The following is a 15,912-nucleotide window of genomic DNA, read 5'->3' as shown; positions in this document are numbered from 1 at the left end:
CCACCCGCCCCCCCGCGTCCGGCAAGGAACGCAGCGGCGGCTGGTTGTCGCGGATTGCCCCCGGCGTGCGCAACGCCTTCGCCAAGCGCGAGACGCCGGAAAACCTGTGGGTCAAATGCCCCGACACCGGGGAGATGATCTATCGCCCCGATCTCGAGGCCGCCCTGTGGGTCACCCCCGCCGGTCGTCACATGCGGATCGGCTCGAAACAGCGCTTCGAATACACCTTCGATGGCGGGACCTATGAGGCCCTGCCGACGCCTGAGGTGCCGGAAGACCCGCTGAAGTTCTTCGACGGCAAGCCCTATCCCGAACGCCTCGCCGCCGCCCGCAAGGCCACCGGCGCCCAGGACGCGGTGGCCATCGCCGCCGGCAAGATCCGTGACGTTCCGGCCGTGGTGATGGTCCAGGACTTCGCCTTCATGGGCGGATCGCTCGGCATGGCCGCCGGCGAAGCCTTCATCGCCGCGGCTAGAGCCGCCATCGCCCGCCAGTGCCCGCTGGTCGCCTTCACCGCCGCCGGCGGCGCCCGGATGCAGGAAGGCACCCTCAGCCTGATGCAGATGGCCCGCACCACCCTGGCCATCCAGGAGCTGAAGGCCGCCAAGCTGCCCTACATCGTGGTGTTGACCGACCCGACCACCGGCGGGGTGACCGCGTCCTACGCCATGCTGGGCGACATCCACCTGGCCGAACCGGGCGCCCTGATCGGCTTCGCCGGCCCCCGGGTGATCGAACAGACCATCCGCGAGACCCTCCCGCCGGGCTTCCAGCGCTCGGAATACCTGGTCGAAAAGGGCATGGTCGACCGCGTGGTGCCGCGCGGCGACCTGCCGGCGATCCTGGGCAGCCTGATGGGCACCCTGATGATGGGACGGGCGCGTTCGAAGGCGGCTTAGTCTCCCTTTCCCCTATACGGCCAGGGTCATCGGTTATGGCTCAAGACAGCTTCGGCCGCCACGACCGTGCCCGATCGGGGACAGGTACTCCGTTTAACCGTCGTCGAGCCTTCGCCGACCCGGGCGCGGAGAACCAGTCCCCGCTGCTCGCCTGGGGACTGGTTCTCCGCTTCCCCGTCATGGCCGGGTTCGCCCTGGCCTGTCCCGGAGTACCTGTCCCCGACAGGCCACGGTCGATGCTCATGCCACGCGGGGGAAGGGACTGTGCGCCATGACCGACCACCTCCGCCCCCACGACGCCGCCCTGGCCCGCCTGCAGGCGCTGCACCCCAAGAAGATCGACCTGTCGCTCGGCCGCATGCGCCGGCTCTGCGCCGCCCTGGGGGACCCTCAGCGCCGTCTCCCGCCCGTGGTCCACGTCGCCGGCACCAACGGCAAAGGCTCCACCGTCGCCTTCCTACGCGCCATGGCCGAGGCTGCGGGCCTGAGGGTCCACGTCTTCACCTCGCCCCATCTCGTGCGCTTCGCCGAGCGCATCCGCCTCGCCGGAACCCTGATCACCGAGTCCCACCTCGCCGAGGTCCTGGAGCGGGTCGAAACCGCCAACGCCGGCGAGCCGATCACCTTCTTCGAGATCACCACCGCCGCCGCCTTCCAGGCCTTCAGCGAAGTCGAGGCCGACCTGGTGCTCCTCGAAGTCGGCCTCGGCGGCTCGCTCGACGCCACCAACGTCATCGAGTCCCCGGCGGTCAGCGTCATCTGCCCCGTCGACCACGACCACCGCGAGTTCCTCGGCGACGATATCCGCTCCATCGCCGGCGAGAAGGCCGGCATCATCAAGCGCGGTCGGCCCGTGGTGACCGGCTGGCAGGGCGAGGAGGCCTTCGCCGTCATCGAGGCACGCGCCGCCGCGCTAGGCGCTCCCCTGACCGCGCTTGGGCGCGAATTCGACGCCTACGCCCATGCCGGCCGCCTGCTGGTCCAGCTGGAGGATCGTCTGCTCGACCTGCCCGCGCCATCCCTGCCCGGCGCCCATCAGTTCGCCAACGCCGGGGTCGCGGCCGTGGCGGCCCTGGCCCTGCAGAACCCCCGCCTCGACGAGGCCGCCATCGCCCGGGGCGTGGAGACCGCCGTCTGGCCCGCCCGGATGCAGCGGCTCACCGCCGGCCCCCTGGCGATGCGCGCCAAGGCCGCGGGAACCGACCTCTGGCTCGACGGCGGCCACAACGCTCACGCCGCCCGCGCCCTCGCCGATGCCCTGCTGGCGCTGAAAGGCCGTGATGGCCGGGAGGCGGTGCTGGTCTGCGGCCTGCTGGCCAACAAGGACGCCGAAGGCTTCTTCGATGCCTTCCGGGGCCTGGCGCCGCGCATCATCGCCGTACCGTTCGACGCCGAGACCGCCAGCCCGCCCGAGCGGCTTGTTTCGGCAGCCAAGGCGGCCGGCCTGGAAGCTGTGGCGGCCAACGGCATGGAGGCGGCGCTGGAAATGGCGCTGGCCTCCCCCGCCCCGCCCAGGGTGATGATCTGCGGCTCCCTCTACCTGGCCGGAGAAGTGCTGGCGATGAGCCCGGACACCTGGCCCACCTAGGGCGACTTCCGGAAGGTCTCTCTCCACCCGCGCAAGCGGGAGGAGGACGGGTTCGGAGCGAAGCGAAGGACCAGGAGGCGGGCCCCACCGGCGGTAGGGGATAGTCACCCGGCAGACGTGCCCCCCTCCTGCTCTGTCGCTTGAAGGCTCCAGAGCGGTCCTCCCCCCGCAACGCGGGGGGAGAGTTGATACGGCGCCACGCGCCGGGCAACGAAAAAGGGCGGCCCTTGCGAGCCGCCCCTTCCCGTAATTCCAGCAGAGACCCTCGCTTACGCGTCGGCGGGGGCGTCCTGCTTGGCCGACAGGTCTTCGCCGGTCTCCTGGTCGACGACCTTCATCGACAGCTTGGTCTTGCCGCGGTCGTCGAAGCCGATGAGCTTGACCTTGACCATCTGGCCTTCGGTCAGAACGTCGGCGGGGCGGGCCACGCGTTCGTTGCTGATCTGGCTGACGTGGACCAGGCCGTCCTTGGCGCCGAAGAAGTTCACGAAGGCGCCGAAGTCGACGACCTTCACGACCTTGCCGTTGTAGATGGCGCCGATTTCCGGCTCCGAGGCGATCGACTTGATCCAGTCGCGGGCGGCGTCGATCTTGGACTGCTCGGAAGCCGCGATCTTGATCGTGCCGTCGTCCCCGATGTCGACCTTGGCGCCGGTGGTGGCGACGATCTCGCGGATCACCTTGCCGCCGGTGCCGATCACTTCGCGGATCTTGTCCGCGGCGATCTTCATGGTCTCGATCTTCGGCGCGTACTCGCCCAGCTCTTCGCGGGGCGCGTCCATGGCCTTGTTCATCTCACCGAGGATGTGATCACGGCCTTCCTTCGCCTGGGCGAGGGCCTGCTTCATGATCTCGATGGTGATCCCGGAGATCTTGATGTCCATCTGCAGCGAGGTGATGCCGTCGCTGGTGCCGGCCACCTTGAAGTCCATGTCGCCGAGGTGATCCTCGTCGCCCAGGATGTCGGACAGAACGGCGAAACCGTCGCTTTCCAGGATCAGGCCCATGGCGATGCCCGAGACCGGACGGATCAGCGGAACGCCCGCGTCCATCATGGCCAGCGAGGAGCCGCAGACCGTGGCCATCGAGGACGAGCCGTTCGACTCGGTGATCTCGGAGACCAGGCGGATGGTGTAGGGGAAGTCTTCCTTCGACGGCAGCATCGGGCGCAGGGCGCGCCAGGCCAGCTTGCCGTGGCCGATTTCGCGGCGGCCGGGGCTGCCCATCCGACCGGTTTCACCGACCGAGTAGGGAGGGAAGTTGTAGTGCAGCAGGAAGGATTCCTTATAGGTGCCTTCCAGGGCGTCGATGAACTGCTCGTCGTCGCCGGTGCCCAGGGTGGCCACGACCAGGGCCTGGGTCTCGCCGCGGGTGAACAGGGCCGAGCCGTGGGTGCGCGGCAGGATGCCGACTTCACCCAGGATCGGACGCACGGTCTTCACGTCACGGCCGTCGATGCGGATGCCGGTGTCGAGGATGGCGCGACGCACGACGTCGGCTTCCAGTTCCTTGAACACGCCGGCCAGCTTCAGCGGGTCATAGCCGTCCGGATTGGCTTCGCTCTTGGCGAGGGCCGCGATGGCCTTCTTCTTGGCGGCGCCGATCGCTTCGTAGCGGTCCTGCTTCTTCTGGATCTTGTAGCCGGCGATGATGTCCTCGCCGACCAGCGGCTTCATCGCCGCCTTGATGGCGTCGGTGTCTTCCGGCTCGAAGTCGAAGGCGTCCTTGGCGGCGTGCTCGGCCAGCTCGATGATGCCGTTGATGACCGGCTGCATGCCGTCATGGGCGAACTGGATGCCGCCCAGAACGGTGGCTTCGTCCAGTTCCTGGATTTCCGACTCGACCATCATCACGGCGTCGGCGGTGCCGGCCACGACCAGGTCCATCTTCGAGTCTTTCATCTCGTCGACGGTCGGGTTCAGGATGTAGCCACCGTCGACATAGGCGACGCGGGCGGCGGCGATCGGACCCATGAACGGGGCGCCGGAGATCACCAGGGCGGCCGAGGCGGCGACCATGGCAATGATGTCGGGGTCGTTCTCGAGGTCATGCTGCAGCACGGTGCAGACGACCTGGACTTCGTTCTTGAAGCCCTTGACGAACAGCGGGCGGATCGGACGGTCGATCAGACGGGAGACCAGGGTCTCCTTCTCCGAGGGACGGCCTTCGCGCTTGAAGAAGCCGCCGGGGATCTTGCCGGCCGCGAAGGTCTTTTCCTGATAGTTGACGGTCAGGGGGAAGAAGTCCTGGCCGGGCTTCTGCGTCTTGGCGAAGACGGCGGTGGCCAGGACGACGGTTTCGCCCATGGTGGCCAGAACGGCGCCGTCAGCCTGACGGGCGATGCGGCCGGTTTCGAGGGTGATGGACTTGCCGCCCCACTCGATGGTTTTGCGTCGAATCTCGAACATTGTGAGTCTTTCTTCTCTCAATCCCACCAGGCGTATTCCTTGGCGGGGGTGGACAGGGATGGAGCCCAGCGGGCGATTTCCTCTCCGGTGTCAGGTCCGATGAAGTCCCCGGTCTCGGGCGGCTTCGCGGATGTTTGGGGGGAACCCCCGACGCCGACCCCCAGGACCTGAGAGGGATGGGCGGATATGCGAAGAGGCGGGGCCCTTCGTGTGAAGGACCCCGCCCCTGAACTCGTAACTAGTGCTGACGACGCAGGCCGAGCTTGGCGATGAGGGCTTCGTAGCGGGCCTCATCCGACTTCTTCAGGTGGCCCAGCAGCGAACGACGCTGCGAAACCATCTGCAGAAGGCCACGACGGCTGTGGTTGTCCTTCTTGTGATCCTTGAAGTGCTCGGTCAGGTTGGCGATCCGTTCGGAGAGGATCGCGACCTGGACTTCGGCGCTTCCGGTGTCGCCCGGGGTGCGGGCATGTTCGGCGATGAGCGCGCTTTTGCGCTCGGCAGTGATCGACATCGGGTTTCTCCAGCTCAGGTGAGTTGAAAAACACGCACCGGATTGAGCGATCCCGCGCGCATCTCGGCCAGGGCGACCAGACGTTCCCCTTCCATGGCGCAAACCGTCCGAGACCCGCCGTGAAGCTGGTCTCGCAAGGCTTCCACCTGTCGCGGAAGGAGGACGATCGAGCGTCCCTGAGCCAACCGGAATGCGTCTTCGGCGGTAACGGCCAGCGCCGGGATGTCGTCCAGCGCGGTCGAGACCGGAAGGAGGGCCTCCGGAAGCGCGGCCTTATGGCCTAAATCTTCCAACTTTTCCAGTGTAATCGCCGAATCTTCCCCGAAGGGTCCGACCCGGGTGCGGCGTAGCTCACTAACATGGGCGCAGGCGCCCAGGGCGGCGGCCAGGTCGCGGGCCACGGCGCGGACATAGGTGCCCTTGCCGCAGTCCATCTCCAGCTCGATGTGGTCGGAGTCGGGCACGGAAACGATGCGCAGGTCATGGATGGTGACCGGCCGGCCCTTCAGCTCGAACTCGACCCCGTCGCGGGCCAGGTCATAGGCCCGCTCGCCATCAACCTTTACGGCCGAAAACTGCGGCGGCACCTGTTCGATCTCGCCTATGAACTGGCCCAGCTGCGCCTCGACCTCATCGCGGGTCGGGCGGACGTCGGACTCGGCCGTGGTCGCGCCCTCGCGGTCGAAGCTTGCGGTGGATCGGCCCCACTCCAGGGTGAAGCGATAGGTCTTGTCGGCGTCCACCAGGAAGCTGACCGTCTTAGTCGCCTCACCCAGGGCAATGGGCAGGATGCCGGTGGCCAGCGGGTCCAGCGTCCCGGCGTGGCCGGCCTTCTGGGCGTCGAACAGCCAGCGGACCTTGCCCACCGCCTGGGTCGATCCGAAGTCGTAGGGCTTGTCCAGGTTGACCCAGCCGTGAACCGGCTGGCCCTTCTTGCGGCGGCCCATCAGTCTTCGTTTTCGTCTTTGGGCGCGTGCAGATCGGCCTGGACGCGCGGGTCGGCGAACAGCCGGTCCATGGCGGCGGCGGCGTTGAAGCTCTCGTCGTGAATGAACTTCAGGTCGGGGGTGAACTTCATGTCGATGTGACGGCCGAGCTTCCCGCGCAGGAACTTCGCCGCCCGGTTCAGGGCCGCGACCACGCCGTCCGTCCCCTGGCCGGTGACCCCGGCGCCCAGCGGCTCGACGAAGCACAGGGCGTGCTTCAGGTCTGGGCTCATCCGCACCTCGGAGACGGTCACAGACACCCCGGCCAAGGCCGGATCGGAAATCTCCTCCTCGCGCAGCACCTCAACCAAGGCATGGCGGATCAGTTCGCCGGCGCGCAGTTGGCGCTGGCTGGGGCCGGTCTCGCGGCCCCGGGCATTGTTGTCGCGTTTCATCTCTTGCATCTCTGCGTCCGGCCGGGGATCGAACCCGGGGCGGCGGGGAGCGGGGCTTCTAGTCTCGGACGGTTGGCATGTCCAGCGCCGGAACCGGCGGCCTTGTGCGTTCAGGTCGGATGATCCCTCACCGCCGCGCCGCCCTTGGCCTGATCGCCGCCGGCCTGTCCACGCCCGCTTTCGCCGGCGCCCCGGACGGCTGGCGCGGCTATCGCTTCGACCTGACCCAGGCGGCGCTGGCCCGGCGCGAGCCGCTGGAGACCTACCTGCGCCAGCAGGTCGACCTGATCGAAAGCATCCCGATGAGCGAGGCGCGCAAGGCCTGGTTCCGGGGGGTGACCATCTTCATCAACCCGGCTCTGACCCAGGCGGGCCGGTTCCGCGGCGGTCGCCTGGAACTGCGGGACGAGACAGCGCCGCCGGACAATTCGGTGCTGTTGCACGAACTGCTGCATGGCTACCATTTCGAGGTGCTGCGCCCGGCCGGCCGCCATGGCGAGGTCCAGGCCGCCTTCGACGCCGCCCGGCGCTCGGGCAGATGGCCGGCGCGGGCCTACATGCTCAGCAACCCGGCCGAATTCTTCGCCATGACCTGTTCGGTCGCCCTCTGGGGCAAAGCAGCCCGCCCGCCCCGCACCCGGGACAACCTGAAGGCAAAGGCGCCGGACTGGTACGACTGGATCGTGCGGGAGTTCGAGCTGCGGGTTTAGGCGTCCAGTCGCTGGTGGAAGAAGGCGATGGTCTCGGCCTCCGCCTCGGCGGTCGGACCCGAATTGGTCAGATGGACGGTCAGCACCGAGTGCGGCGGCCGGCCGGTCCCCTGCTTGCCGCAACTGGGATCGATGCGCCGGACCTTCATCCGCGCCTTGCCGAAGGTCTCCTCCAGCATGTCCAGCCGTTGGGGAGGGACGAAGTCGTCGCCATTGAACGCCAGGGCGATGGCGTGAAGGTCCTCTTCCTCAAACCGCCGCTTGGCGCAGGCGATCTCCGCCGCCGAACAGTCGATCTTGTCGGCTCCCTTCTTGCCGAGCGGCAGCGAAGGCTGGCTCAGTACCGGGGCCACCACCGCCGGCTCGGTCATCATGGCCAGGGCGAAGCCGCCAGTGAAACACATGCCCAGCGCCCCCACGCCCTTTCCGCCGCACTCGCCGTGCGCCTTCCGCGCCAGGGCCCGCAGCCAGTCGACGATCGGGCTGGAGCGGCCGTTGGCCCAGACGTTGAATTCCCGCCGCACGCACATGTTCTTGAGGATCTCGGCGATCCCGTATCCCGTGCTGATCGGCTTTCCCGGCTTGCCAAACAGGCTTGGCAGGAAGACGGTGAAGCCCGCCGCCGCCACCTTCTCGCCGTAGGCGACGACCTGCGGATGCAGCCCGGGGATCTCATGGATGATGATCACCGCCGGGCCAGACCCCTTGCGGAACACCGTCCGCGTCCAGCGTCCGGCGTCGAATACCGACTCCGCCCAACTCGCCAGAACGTCCTTGTCAGCCATGACCCGCCCTCCCGTTGAACGAGGTTAGGCGGAATCGGCGCCGAAAAGCCAGGGGACCGGATCGCGGCGAAGCCGTGTTCCTGTCCCCGATCAGCACGGAAGGTCGATGCGATCGCGGTTGAGACGGGCCTGGCTCAACGGCCGGCGCTGATCGGGGACAGGTAGCCCGCTTGCGCGGGCAACCGGTCCCCTAGTTCCCAGGCCGCCCGTAGCTGGGCTTAGTTACGGCGGCGCGCGTGTCGCCCCCCCGCGGCTTGGGCATCTGCCATTCGCCGCGCCAGGTGAAGTCCATGGCGGCGCACAGCTTCACTCCGCCCGCGCCATCATCCCCGAAGGCGTGGACCCGCAGCGGCTTGCGGTTGTTCACCGCACCGATGGCCAGCCAGCCCTTGGTCGAACCGGGGCAGAAGGCCTGGATCATCACCTTCCCCTCGGCCTTGTCCGGGTCGATCTCATAGAGCTCGCCCCGACCGCGATCCTCGCCCATCAGGGCGTCCAGCTTCTGGTTGACCGCCCCGTCCCCGGACTTTCTCGGCACGATGCCGACCGGCACGGCGGTGGCCCGCACCGCCAGGATGTTGGTGCGCATGAACTGACGGGTGAAAACGAAGGTCAGGCCAGCGCCGGTCAGCCGCCGGGCGTCCGGCGAGGCGGAATCATAGGTCACCATCCGCTTGTCGGCGGCCTGGGCCGGCGGGGCCAGCAGCAGGGCAGGGGTGAGGGCCGCTATGGCCGCGAGGGGAAGCTTGAACATGGTCGGCCGTAAATCCTAGCGGCGTTTGGTGCGCAAGTCGGAAATCTCACCCTCGAAGCCCGAGAGTTTCCACACTCCGTCCCGTTGGGTGAAGATCAGCACGCAGGGTCCGTTCTTGGTCTTGGTGGCGCAGACCCGTCCGTCGGGCATCCGCTTCAGCGCCCCGGCGATGGCCACCTGGCCAGGGATCGGCTGGCCCGGCTTGTAGCCGTACTGATAGGCCAGGCTGCGGAAGGTCGCGGGCTGGATCAGCGCCTTGTCGGCGGCGTCGGCCAGATAGGGCGCGGCCAGGGCGCCCAGCGCCCGCATGCCCGGATCGTCGGTGGCCTTCTCCGCCTCTGCCATCAGCCGCGCCTCGATGGAGCTCTTCAGCGCCTCGCGGTCGATATGGGTGTTGAAGGTCTTCTTGTCGTTGTCCCGGATAGCGATCAGCAGGGCGTGCACATCGCCGGCCGCGTCGATCCGCGCGGCGGTGGCGCATCCGGCCAGGGCGGCGGCCGCCAGGCCGATCAGGGTCAGGGTGCGAAAAGCGCGCATCTCAAATCATCCCCTAGCGTCCCCATAAGGCTTTTCCGCGACGGGCGAGACGGCGTCAACAACACTTTCCCGAAACGAAAACAGGCGCGGGTCGCCCCGCGCCTGTACTCTTCGGATCGGCGAAGCTGCTACAGCGACCGCGCCACTTCCTCGACCGTGAAGCACTCGATCTCGTCGCCTTCGCGGATGTCCTGGAAGCCCTGGAAGTGCATGCCGCATTCCATGCCGTTGGTGACTTCCGCGACCTCGTCCTTGAAGCGCTTGAGGGTCTGCAGGGTGCCCAGTTCCAGGACGACCACGTTTTCGCGGACGATCCGGACCTTGGCGCCCCGGCGGACCACGCCCTCGGTGACGCGGCAGCCGGCGATGCGGCCGACCTTGGAGATGTCGAACACCTGCAGCACCCGCGCGTAACCCAGGAAGGTTTCGCGCTGGATCGGCGAGAGCATCCCCGACATGACGCCTTTGATGTCGTCGATCAGGTCGTAGATGATCGAGTAATACCGAATTTCGACGCCTTCGCGTTCCGCAAGGGCCCGCGCCTGGGCCGAGGCCCGGACGTTGAAGCCGATGATCGGGGCGTTGGCGCCCTTGGCCAGCTGGACGTCGCTTTCGCTGATCGCCCCGGCGCCCTGCAGGATGATCCGGGCGCGGACCTCGTCCGTGCCCAGCTTCTCCAGCGAGCCTGCGATGGCTTCGACCGAACCCTGCACGTCGCCCTTGATGACCAGCGGCAGTTCGCTGACCTTCTTGGCCGACAGCTTGGCCATCATGTCGGCCAGGCTGGCTCCGGCCGCGGCGGCGCCGCCGACCTGAGCCTTCTCGCGCTTCACCCGCTGACGGTATTCGGTCAGCTCGCGGGCGCGGGCCTCGTTCTCGACCACGGCGAAGGCGTCGCCGGGGATCGGCGCGCCGTCCAGGCCGAGGATCTCGACCGGGGTGGACGGACCGGCTTCGGTCAGCTGCTCGCCACGCTCGTTGAGCAGGGCGCGGACGCGGCCGTAGTTGGCCCCCGCCACGACGATATCGCCCTTCTTCAGCATGCCGCGCTTGACCAGCACAGTGGAGACGGCGCCGCGACCCTTGTCCAGCTTGGCCTCGATCACCACGCCCTCGGCGGTGCGGTCGGGGTTGGCCTTCAGGTCGAGCAGTTCGGCCTGGACCAGGATGTTCTCGATCAGGTTATCGAGACCCATGCGGGTCTTGGCCGAGACCTCGACGATCTGGGTGTCGCCGCCCAGGCTTTCGACGACGATCTCGTGCTGCAGCAGCTCGTTGATCACCCGGGTCGGATCGGCGTCCGGCTTGTCCATCTTGTTGACGGCCACGATCAGCGGAACGTTGGCCGCCTTGGCGTGCTGGATGGCCTCGATGGTCTGCGGCATGACCCCGTCATCGGCGGCCACCACCAGCACCACGATGTCGGTGATGTTGGCGCCGCGCGCCCGCATGGCGCTGAACGCCGCGTGACCGGGGGTGTCAAGGAAGGTGACGCGCTGACCGTCGGCCAGGCGAACCTGGTAGGCCCCGATGTGCTGGGTGATGCCGCCGGCCTCGCCGCCCGCCACGTCGGTGGTGCGCAGCGCGTCCAGCAGGCTGGTCTTGCCGTGGTCGACGTGGCCCATGATGGTCACGACCGGCGGTCGGACCTGCTGGTTGTCGTCGTGATCCTCGGCGGCCAGGAAGCCTTCTTCAACGTCCGCTTCCGACACGCGCTTGACGGTGTGGCCGAACTCAGTGGCCACGAGCTCGGCGGTGTCGCTGTCGATCACATCGTTGATCTTCAGCATCACGCCCTGGCGCATAAGGAACTTGATGATGTCGACGCCGCGGATGGCCATCCGGTTGGACAGCTCCTGCACGGTGATCACGTCGGGGATGACCACCTCGCGGGCCGTGCGGGCCTGCTCGGCGGCGCCGCCCCGGCGCTTTTCCTTTTCGCGTTCGCGGGCCCGGCGCACCGAGGCCAGCGAGCGCATGCGCTCGACCGCGCCCTCATCGTCTCCGGCCACGGCCTGGATGGTCAGGCGGCCTTCGCGGCGCTTGGGCTCGCCCTTGGTGCGGCTGACCGCCTTGCCCGGGCCGGCGCCAGGGCCGCCGGGGCCACGGCGCCGATCGTCATCCTCGTCGGGACGGCGGTCGGTGACCGCGCCGCCGGGCCGGGGGGCCGAGCGGGTGGCGCGCTGGATTTCGGGCGTGGCCGGAGCATTGGGGGCGATACCGGCGCCGGGGCGCGGGCCGCGCGGCGCGCCGGGGCGCGGCGGAGCCGGGCGCGGGGCCAGGGCCGAGTAGCGGACGGTCTCGCCGGCGCGCGGCGGGGCGCCACGGTCGGGGCCGCCGCGATCACCGCCCCGGGGCGCATCGCCGCGCGGGCGGTCGCCGTCGGGGCGCGGACTCCGCTGGCCATAGCCGCCGGCGTCCGGACGCGGGGTCCGCTGGTTGAAGCTGGTGGCGTCGGCGCGCGGGGCGCGCTGGTTGTAGTTTCCGCCGGCCGGCCGATCGGGCCGGAGCATCCGCCGTTCGTGATCTGCGAACTGTCGGGCAACCACAACGGCAGCCTGGACCGGGCGCTGCAGATGATCGACGCGGCGGCCGACACCGGCGCCGACGCCATCAAGATCCAGACCTATACCGCCGACACCATCACCCTGGACGTCGACCGGCCGGAGTTCAAAATCCAGGGCGGGCTGTGGGACGGACGCTCGCTGCATGAACTCTATCGCGAGGCCCAGACGCCGTATGAGTGGCATCCGGCCCTGTTCGAGCGGGCGGCCAGACGGGGGGTGATCCTGTTCTCCAGCCCGTTCGACGAGACGGCGGTGGACCTGCTCAGCAGCCTGGACGCGCCGGCCTACAAGATCGCCAGCTTCGAGGCGGTGGACCTGCCGTTGATCCGCTATGCGGCGGCCAGGGGAAAGCCGCTGATCATCTCCACCGGTATGGCCAACGCCCAAGAGATGGCGGCGGCGCGGGACGCTGCGCTGGAGGCGGGGGCGGCCGGGGTGGTGCTGCTGCACTGCGTGTCCAGCTATCCGGCGGTGTTCGCCGACGCCAATGTGCGGACCATTCCCGACATGGCGGCGCGGTTTGGATGCCCCATCGGCCTGTCGGACCATACGCCAGGCTCGGCGGCCTCGGTGGCGGCGGTGGCGCTGGGGGCCTGCGTGATCGAGAAACACTTCACCCTGGCCCGATCCGACGGCGGCCCGGACGCGGCCTTCAGCCTGGAGCCGGCCGAGTTCGCCGCCCTGGTGCGCGACTGCCACGACGGCTGGGCGGCGCTGGGCCGGGCGCACTATGACCTTCTGGGCTCGGAGAGGGCCAACAGCCAGTTCCGCCGCTCGCTCTATGTGACGGCGGACGTCCCGGCCGGCGCGCCCCTGGGCCGGGACAACGTCCGCTCCGTGCGGCCGGGCGCGGGCCTGCCGCCTGGGGAGATGGACAAGGTGCTGGGCAGGGCGGCGGCGCGCGATCTCAAGCGCGGCGAGCCGCTGGCCTGGGACATGATCGCGTGAAGCTGGTGGTCGACGGCCTGCTGGCCGACATCGCGCGGCTGGGGCCGGCGAAGACGCCGGCCTTGCGGGACTTGCGGCGCGGCTGGTCGGCGATGCTGAAGGGGACGCCCGCGGCAGAGGTCCAGGCCCTGGCCGAGGCGCTGCATCCGCGCCTGGCGCAGGAACATCGCTGGCTGGCCCATGAGCTGATACGTCACCACCGACCCGCGTTTGCGGCCTTCGGGGACGGGGCGGCCGGGCGGATGGTGGGCGGCCTGGCGAGTTGGCATGCGGTCGACGCCTTCGGCTGCCTGCTGGCCAGTCCGGCCTGGGCGGCAGGGCGGATCGCCGACGGGACCGTCCAGACATGGTCGCTGTCGGAGGATCGGTGGCGTCGCCGCCTGGCGCTGGTGGCCACTGTCAAACTCGGCAAGGGCGGCGCGGAGCGGACGCTCCGTATCTGTCGGACCCTGGCGGCCGACCGGGACGACATGGTGTTCAAGGCCATGTCCTGGGCCTTGCGGGAATTCAGCAAGCACGACCGGCCGGCGGTGGAGGCCTTCATGGCCGGGCAGGGTGAGGCCCTGGCGGCGCGGGTGCGGCGCGAAGTGGCGACCAAGCTGCGCACCGGTGTGAAGAGCGGACGCCCAAAGCGGGCATAGACCGGTCCGTTAACGCCTGGATGGATAACGTCGTCCGATGATCGGGATGGGCAAGTGGAAGGCCGCCGGGCCGAGGTCTGGCGAGGCCTCGGCGCGCAAGTCGTCGTTCGGGGTGGTCCCTCTGGCGATCATCACCGCCCTGGTGGTGCTGCTTACCGCCGGATACGTGTTCCGGCAGGCCGGAACGATCGTCAACGACCTGGTGGCCGCCCGTGAGGCCAAGACGCTGGAGCAGGGGCTCGCCCGCCGGCTGGTCAGTCTGCATGAGGACGTCGCCTATGTCGGGGTCTGGGACGAGGCCTACCGGAAGGCCGCGCTGAGCTTCGATCCCATCTGGACCCATGAAAACTTCGGCGCCTATTTCGCCGGCCATATGCGCCACAGCCTGACCCTGATCGTTGGGGGCGACGGGCGGGTGGTCTATGCCTCCCAGGGCGGACGGGTGACGAGCCCGGCAAGCCTGGCCGACTTCGTCCGCGCCGCCCGGCCGCTGATCGAGACGGTGGGCGCCCGCACGGCGGCCCGCCCCGCCGACCAGGCCTCGGCGCTGGGATTGGCGCGACACCGTCACCAGGAGGCCGTCGTGAAGACGGCGACCGGGGTCTACCTGGTCTCCGCGGGCTCCCTGGCGCCGGAGAACAGCTGGAAGGGACCACTGGTCTCCGGGCGCGAGCCGGTTGTCGTGTCGGCCAAGCGGTTGGACGCCGCCTATCTGGCCGACCTTGGCAAGGACTATGACCTGGACGGCCTTCGCCTCATCCCGGTGGATGGCAAGGCGCCGGCCCGCATCCTGCTGCGGGGGCCGGGCGGGACGCCCGTCGCGGGCCTCGGCTGGGAGCCGTTTCATCTGCGCACGACGGTGCTTGCCAAGGCCGGAGGGCCGTTCGCGGCGGTGGGGCTGTGCCTGCTGCTGCTTGTGACCCTGCTGGTGCTGCGCATCCGGGCGGTGGACCGCGACCTGAAGGCGGCGGCGGTGGCGGCCCGGGCGGCCGACCAGGCCAAGAGCGTGTTCCTGGCTAACATGAGCCACGAGATCCGCACCCCGCTGAACGCCGTGCTGGGCATGGCTCAAGTGATGGAGGGCGACACCCTGTCGGCCCGCCAGCGCGAGCGGCTGGGCCTGATCCGCGACGCCGGCCAGACCCTGCTGGGGGTTCTTAACGACGTGCTCGACCTGTCGCGCATTGAGGCCGGCCAGCTGACGATCAGCCTCGCGCCGTTCGAGCTGGAGGCGTTGGCGAAGGGCGCCCTGCTGGGCTTTGAGGGCCAGGCGGCGGCCAAAGGTGTGTCCGTGACCCTGGAATTTCCGGAGGCCGCCTCCGGTTGGTGGCGCGGCGACGCGCAGCGGATCCGGCAGATCGTCAGCAACCTGGTGTCCAACGCCGTGAAGTTCACCGAGGCCGGTTCAGTACGGCTGGTCCTGGAGCGGACCGAGGACGGCGTGCGGTTCAGTGTCCACGACACCGGTCCGGGCATCGAGCCCGAGGTGTTGGCCGGCCTGTTCGCCCGCTTCGCCCAGGCCGATGACTCGATCACCCGCCGCCATGGCGGGACCGGCCTGGGACTGTCCATTAGCCGTGAGCTGGCTGAACTGATGGGCGGAACCCTGTCGGCGACCAGTACCCCGGGCGAGGGCAGCTGTTTCACCCTCGACCTGCCGATGAGCCGGGTGGCCGCCGCCGTGCGCGCCGAGCCGGCGGCGCCGGCCGCCCTGGAGCGGCGGGTTCGGGTGCTGGCGGCGGAGGACAATCCCGCCAACCGTCGGGTGCTGGCCGCCCTGCTGGAGCCGCTCGACATTGAGTTGGAGCTGGTCCGCGACGGCCGCGAGATGGTCGAGGCCTGGCGCATGCGCCGGCCCGACGTGATCCTGGCCGATATCCAGATGCCGATGATGAGCGGCCTGGAAGCCACCGCCCTCATCCGCGCTGACGAGGCCGGGCAGGGCGGCCCCCGCGTGCCGATCATCGCCCTGACCGCCAACGTGATGAGCGACCAGGTCGCCGCCTACCGCGCCGCCGGCATGGACGCCCACGTCGCCAAGCCGATCCAGGCGACCGACCTGTTCGAGGCCCTTGCGGCGGCTGTGACTAGCGAGCCAGAGGCGGAGCGCGGGGCGGCCTAGGCGAGGGGACGGTTTTCAGAACGACTCGACCATGAGCAGGGCCAGAATAGGCGCTTGC

13 protein-coding genes and 1 pseudogene are annotated in these 15,912 nt (G+C 69.0%); 6 read left to right on the top strand and 8 right to left on the bottom strand.

From position 1 onward, the window contains the following. Positions 1 to 44: 44 nt before the first annotated feature. Positions 45 to 899 (top strand): acetyl-CoA carboxylase, carboxyltransferase subunit beta, encoded by an 855-nt coding sequence (gene accD, locus GVN21_RS18445; RefSeq protein WP_240903016.1) that lies wholly within the window; start codon positions 45 to 47, stop codon positions 897 to 899. A 271-nt stretch (positions 900 to 1,170) separates the two neighbouring features. Next, positions 1,171 to 2,487 (top strand): folylpolyglutamate synthase/dihydrofolate synthase family protein, encoded by a 1,317-nt coding sequence (locus GVN21_RS18440; RefSeq protein ID WP_166576209.1) that lies wholly within the window; start codon positions 1,171 to 1,173, stop codon positions 2,485 to 2,487. Between the two features lie 269 nt (positions 2,488 to 2,756). Here GVN21_RS18440 and pnp read toward each other — a convergent pair whose 3' ends face one another. The 4 genes from pnp to rbfA all read right to left on the bottom strand — a co-directional run bounded on the left by pnp (position 2,757) and on the right by rbfA (position 6,790). After that, the gene (gene pnp, locus GVN21_RS18435; protein WP_166576208.1) at positions 2,757 to 4,895 is read right to left on the bottom strand and encodes a polyribonucleotide nucleotidyltransferase; all 2,139 of its coding nucleotides are present in this window, start codon (positions 4,893 to 4,895) and stop codon (positions 2,757 to 2,759) included. A 238-nt stretch (positions 4,896 to 5,133) separates the two neighbouring features. Further along, positions 5,134 to 5,409 carry a 30S ribosomal protein S15 gene (gene rpsO, locus GVN21_RS18430; protein WP_166576207.1) on the bottom strand — a complete coding sequence of 92 codons (276 nt, stop codon included), beginning with the start codon at positions 5,407 to 5,409 and terminating at the stop codon, positions 5,134 to 5,136. Between the two features lie 14 nt (positions 5,410 to 5,423). After that, positions 5,424 to 6,356 (bottom strand): tRNA pseudouridine(55) synthase TruB, encoded by a 933-nt coding sequence (gene truB, locus GVN21_RS18425; RefSeq protein WP_166576206.1) that lies wholly within the window; start codon positions 6,354 to 6,356, stop codon positions 5,424 to 5,426. Beyond that, positions 6,356 to 6,790 (bottom strand): 30S ribosome-binding factor RbfA, encoded by a 435-nt coding sequence (gene rbfA, locus GVN21_RS18420; RefSeq protein WP_166576205.1) that lies wholly within the window; start codon positions 6,788 to 6,790, stop codon positions 6,356 to 6,358. Before rbfA ends, truB begins: the two co-directional genes overlap by 1 nt. Positions 6,791 to 6,867: 77 nt before the next feature. On the opposite strand from rbfA, the gene GVN21_RS18415 reads away from it, so the two are divergent. Next, positions 6,868 to 7,500, top strand: coding sequence for a hypothetical protein (locus GVN21_RS18415; protein WP_166576204.1), 633 nt, complete (start codon positions 6,868 to 6,870; stop codon positions 7,498 to 7,500). Here the strand turns inward: GVN21_RS18415 and GVN21_RS18410 are convergent. From GVN21_RS18410 to infB, 4 genes and pseudogenes are all read right to left on the bottom strand, one after another. Beyond that, the gene (locus GVN21_RS18410; RefSeq protein ID WP_166576203.1) at positions 7,497 to 8,285 is read right to left on the bottom strand and encodes a dienelactone hydrolase family protein; all 789 of its coding nucleotides are present in this window, start codon (positions 8,283 to 8,285) and stop codon (positions 7,497 to 7,499) included. The genes GVN21_RS18415 and GVN21_RS18410 overlap by 4 nt on opposite strands. A 190-nt stretch (positions 8,286 to 8,475) precedes the next feature. After that, positions 8,476 to 9,039 (bottom strand): hypothetical protein, encoded by a 564-nt coding sequence (locus GVN21_RS18405; RefSeq protein WP_166576202.1) that lies wholly within the window; start codon positions 9,037 to 9,039, stop codon positions 8,476 to 8,478. 15 nt (positions 9,040 to 9,054) lie between these two features. Beyond that, the gene (locus tag GVN21_RS18400; RefSeq protein WP_166576201.1) at positions 9,055 to 9,576 is read right to left on the bottom strand and encodes a DUF2939 domain-containing protein; all 522 of its coding nucleotides are present in this window, start codon (positions 9,574 to 9,576) and stop codon (positions 9,055 to 9,057) included. Between the two features lie 128 nt (positions 9,577 to 9,704). After that, positions 9,705 to 12,083: pseudogene (gene infB / locus GVN21_RS18395) on the bottom strand (translation initiation factor IF-2); the annotation flags it as partial. Here infB and pseI point away from each other — a divergent pair. From pseI to GVN21_RS18380, 3 genes are read left to right on the top strand one after another with little or no spacing between them, the layout of a single operon-like run. Further along, entirely contained in the window at positions 12,048 to 13,091 is a 1,044-nt protein-coding gene (pseI, locus tag GVN21_RS18390) for a pseudaminic acid synthase (RefSeq protein WP_166576211.1), read from the top strand. The pseudogene infB and the gene pseI overlap by 36 nt on opposite strands. Next, positions 13,088 to 13,732 carry a DNA alkylation repair protein gene (locus GVN21_RS18385; RefSeq protein ID WP_166576200.1) on the top strand — a complete coding sequence of 215 codons (645 nt, stop codon included), beginning with the start codon at positions 13,088 to 13,090 and terminating at the stop codon, positions 13,730 to 13,732. The genes pseI and GVN21_RS18385 overlap by 4 nt, the downstream gene beginning before the upstream one ends. A 37-nt stretch (positions 13,733 to 13,769) precedes the next feature. Next, positions 13,770 to 15,854: an ATP-binding protein gene (locus GVN21_RS18380; RefSeq protein WP_166576199.1), complete on the top strand. Its 2,085-nt coding sequence runs from the start codon at positions 13,770 to 13,772 to the stop codon at positions 15,852 to 15,854. The last annotated feature ends 58 nt before the right edge of the window (positions 15,855 to 15,912 follow it).

It is taken from the genome of Caulobacter sp. SLTY (genome assembly GCF_009905535.1).
Lineage (GTDB): Bacteria > Pseudomonadota > Alphaproteobacteria > Caulobacterales > Caulobacteraceae > Caulobacter.
This window is presented reverse-complemented; position numbering and strand designations above follow the sequence as displayed.